This is a genomic window from Martelella sp., from assembly GCF_984369615.1.
Genome location: NZ_CFHTCS010000402.1, coordinates 1 through 3,714, shown reverse-complemented (window position 1 = coordinate 3,714; position 3,714 = coordinate 1). Strand labels below are relative to the sequence as shown.

4 protein-coding genes and 1 pseudogene are annotated in these 3,714 nt (G+C 60.7%); 1 reads left to right on the top strand and 4 read right to left on the bottom strand.

Annotation, left to right across the window (positions count from 1 at the left end; translation table 11 throughout):
* Positions 1-241: 241 nt before the first annotated feature.
* Positions 242-469, top strand: a pseudogene (locus AC5DC2_RS21135) (SMC-Scp complex subunit ScpB); the annotation flags it as partial.
* Positions 470-680: 211 nt separating this feature from the next.
* On the opposite strand, the gene AC5DC2_RS21130 reads toward AC5DC2_RS21135, so the two are convergent.
* The 4 genes from AC5DC2_RS21130 to AC5DC2_RS21115 form a co-directional block, all read right to left on the bottom strand.
* The gene (locus AC5DC2_RS21130; protein WP_024709860.1) at positions 681-1,403 is read right to left on the bottom strand and encodes a GntR family transcriptional regulator; all 723 of its coding nucleotides are present in this window, start codon (positions 1,401-1,403) and stop codon (positions 681-683) included.
* A gap of 17 nt (positions 1,404-1,420) precedes the next feature.
* A complete protein-coding gene (locus AC5DC2_RS21125) occupies positions 1,421-2,566 on the bottom strand; it encodes a MalY/PatB family protein (protein ID WP_024709861.1) in 1,146 nt (381 codons plus the stop codon).
* Entirely contained in the window at positions 2,566-3,336 is a 771-nt protein-coding gene (locus AC5DC2_RS21120; protein ID WP_024709862.1) for an SDR family oxidoreductase, read from the bottom strand. The genes AC5DC2_RS21125 and AC5DC2_RS21120 overlap by 1 nt, the downstream gene beginning before the upstream one ends.
* Positions 3,336-3,714: dihydrodipicolinate synthase family protein (locus AC5DC2_RS21115; protein ID WP_491699910.1), on the bottom strand; the 379-nt coding region annotated here is incomplete at its 5' end. The genes AC5DC2_RS21120 and AC5DC2_RS21115, both read right to left, overlap by 1 nt.

Below are 3,714 nucleotides of genomic sequence, written 5' to 3'. Positions count from 1 at the left end.
GCGTCTTTTCCTTGCAGACAACGGATACCGGCTTCGCTTCCAGCCTGTCGATGCAATTCAGTTGATGGAAGGCGTGGCTGGCGGCGTGATCGGGGAAGACGAACTCGCACGCTGGTTCAGGGAGCGGCTGGTCGACGGTTGACGGAAAATCAGGCTAGTGTCGGACTTTGGGCGTAGCCATTTGCTTCGCCCAAAGTCCAGCTATCAACCCCGTATCGCGCCGGAGAAGAGACCGATCGGTGTCAGCCGCGACACCATCGCCTCACTCCGCAACGCCGCTCTCATCGCCTCCGGCCCCCGCAGCCCGACGCCCGGCGCGCCGTGCACCTATGTCACGACCAAACACCTCCTTTCCGCCTTCGGCATGGTGGCGCTCCGCGACTTGCAGGATATCTCGGTGCTGGAGGAAGCCGGGCTGCTCAGCCGGGCAGCCGTGCAGGAGGAAGTGCTGGCGGGTGAGGGAGAGTAGGACCGTTGCGCAATGCGTCACAGAAAGTCTTTGACGGCCAGTATTCAGCTGATTTCTGCTGCAGGAAGCGGCGCTCGCTTCAGTCTGGTTTGTATTTGCAAGCCTGCGTCAAGCATGTTCTGGATTGCTCGAGCGGTAATCCCGTTGATACCTTCTCGGTGCCATCGCTGGTAGGCTATATTGATAGTATAGATGTCGGGACCTGCGACGGCTACAAAACAAGAAGAGAGTTTCTGTCTGAAATCAGAGACTTAAGTAGGCCAAGGCGAGTGTTTTCCGTATGCAGAATAATCGCCTCGCGCGTGGCGTCGCCGTCGTGGCGACGCAGCGCTTCCACAATGCGGTTATGATCGGTTGTCGTCTCCGGATTCACGTCGCGCACTGCTGCCCCCATATGGAAGAGGCGGGTGGATTCCTCCAGGTATGAGCAGATCAACATGGTCAGGCGCGGCACCTGCGCGCCTTCAGCAATAGCGACATGAAAGTCATTGTTCTGCTGGATAAATGCCTCGATCGTCGGCTGTTCGCCCGGGACATAGGTCGCGACCGACAGCGCTTCGACATGGTCGAGCTCGTCTTCGCTCATGCGCTCGGCGGCAAGCTCGCCGGCAACGCCCTCGATCGCCTTGCGCACCGTGAAAACATCATTGACACTTTTAACGGTCACGGCGGTGATGCGGTAACCGCGGCGCGGAAAGGCTTCCACAAGCCCTTCGAGCGTCAGCCGCGCCAGCGCTTCGCGCACCGGTGTCTTGCTCATTTGCAGCTTTTCGGCAAGCTCCTGCTCGCCAAGGTCGGTGCCTGGGGCCAGTTTGCAGGTAATGATTTCCTTACGGAGTTGATCATAGGCCTGATCGGTCAGCGACTTCGATTTCTCCGACTGGCTGTCGGATTTGCGCGCTGCCGTTTTGGCCCCGCCATTGCCACGAGACATCCGTTTCCCTCTTTGCATTATTCTTTTGCCAAAGCCCTTGCCATACGCGAGAGCGCTTCTGCAAGTGTTTCGGGGGCGCAGGCGAAATTAAGCCTGATCCAGCCGCCCAGATTTTCACCGAAATCGGTACCGCTGCTGACGCCGATCCGGGCATGTTGCAACAGCCACTCGGCGGCGGGCTTGTTGAGCCGATAGGCTGACAGGTCGATCCACGCCAGAAAGCTGGCCTCCGCAGGCACGCATCCGGTTTCAGGAAGATGTTCCGCCAAAAAGCGGTGCAGGATGGCGCGGTTTTCGGCCAGCGTTTTGCGCACGGCATCGCGCCAGTCCTGGCATTGGCCATAGGCGGCTTCCATGGCCGCAAGCCCCAGAACGTTGACGCTATCGACAAGGCCCTTCTTTGCGCCCATGAATTTCTGCCGGACAGCGTCGTCGGCGATAATCGCAAAGGCAGCCTTCAGCCCGGCGATATTCCAGGTCTTGCTGGCGGCCATCAAGGTGATGGTGCGGGCTTCGATGTCCTTGGAAAGCGATGCAACGGGAATGTGCCGTCTGCCATCCAGCGTCAGGCCGCTGTGAATCTCGTCCGAGACAAGAAGCATGTCATGCTTCAGGCAAAGCTGACTGATGAACAGCAGTTCGTCACGGGTATAGACGCGACCTGTCGGGTTTTGCGGATTGCACAGGAGCATCAGCGAAGACCGTTCGGCCGCTGCCGCAAGGTCACCGCTGTCTGAGTGCCAGTGTCCTTTGTCGTCCGGCGTCTGCCAGACGGCAGCTGTTTTAAGGCCCCATGTTGCAGGTGCCGTGCGCAAGGGCTTGTAGACCGGGTATTCCTGCATGACGGTCTGACCGGGTTCGCTAAAGGCGCTCAGCGCCATGTTGAAACCGGGTTCGACGCCCGGCAGGAAAACCAGCCATTCCGGTTTGATGGCCCAGCCGAACTCGGCGAGCATGGCGTCGACGATGGTCTGACGCAGTTCGTCCGTGGCTGAGCCATAGCCGAGAACCGGATGGCTGATCCGCTTTTCAATCGCGGCGATGATAGCCGGATCGGCGGCGAAATCCATATCGGCGACGGGCAGGGGGATCACATCCGCCTCAAAGCTTCGCCACTTGTTGCAGTCGCTGCCGCGCCGGTCGATAGGGACGATCTTGGTCATCAGATGCTCCGGATCATGCCGCCATCGGCGCGGATCATCGAACCGTTGACGAAGCTTGCCTGTTCGGAGGCGAGAAAGGCGACGACGGCGGCAAATTCTTCCGGTTTCCCGTAGCGGCCGGCAGGGATCGTGGCGCGCGAGGCTTCGCGCACGGCTTCGACCGATTGGCCGCTCTTTTCCGCCTTGCCTGCATCCAGCTCGGCAACGCGATCGGTCGCGATACGGCCGGGCAGAACCATGTTGACGGTGACGCCCTTGGCCGCAACTTCGCCGGCAAGCGTCTTCGACCAGCCGGCCATTGCGCCGCGCACGCCGTTGGACAGCGCCAGATTGGGGATCGGGACTTCAATGCCGGACGAGCCGATGGTGATCACGCGTCCCCAGCCATTGGCGGTCATGCCGGCAAGGGCTGCGTCAGTGATTTCAAACACCGGCGTCGCCATGGCCATGAAGGCGGCCTGCCATGCGGCAGCCGACTGGCCGTGCGCCGGGCCGGCCTTAGGGCCACCGCAATTGTTGACAAGAATGTCGACGGGATTTTTGGCCAGATCGTTCTTGGCTGCCTCAACTGATTCCGGGTCGGAAAGGTCGAGCTTCATCGCTGCAACCCGGCTTCTCAGTGCTTCCGGCAGACCCTGCGGCAGGCTGCCAGAGCGTGAAGCGGCGACGACGGTCGCGCCTTCTTCGGCCAGCAGAATGGCCGATGCGGCGCCAAGCCCGCGGCTCGCACCCAGAACAAGGGCGCGTTTTCCGGTCAGTTTGAAATCCATTATTTCAGCTCCTTCAGTTTCTTCGTCTGGCGTTCGATAAGGCGCTCGACCTCTGCAATAGCAGCCGGCGCAAGCCCTGCGCCGGGTTTGCGCAGCGCCGAGGAGGCGATAGCGCCGCGCTTTGCCAGCACATATTTGCGAACGGCGAGGCCAAGGCCCGGCTGCTGCTCGTAGCGCACCAGCGGCAGATAGGCGTCGAAGAGGTCCTGTGCGTTGTCCATGTCGCCCTTTTCACAAAGGCCGACGACTTCAGCCATCATCTCCGGATAGCCGAACCCGGTCATTGCACCGTCGGCGCCGCGTCCCATTTCCTCCGGCAGGAACAAGGCACCATTGCCGCAGAGGTGGCCTTCATGTTCAACGAATGGTACCAGCCCA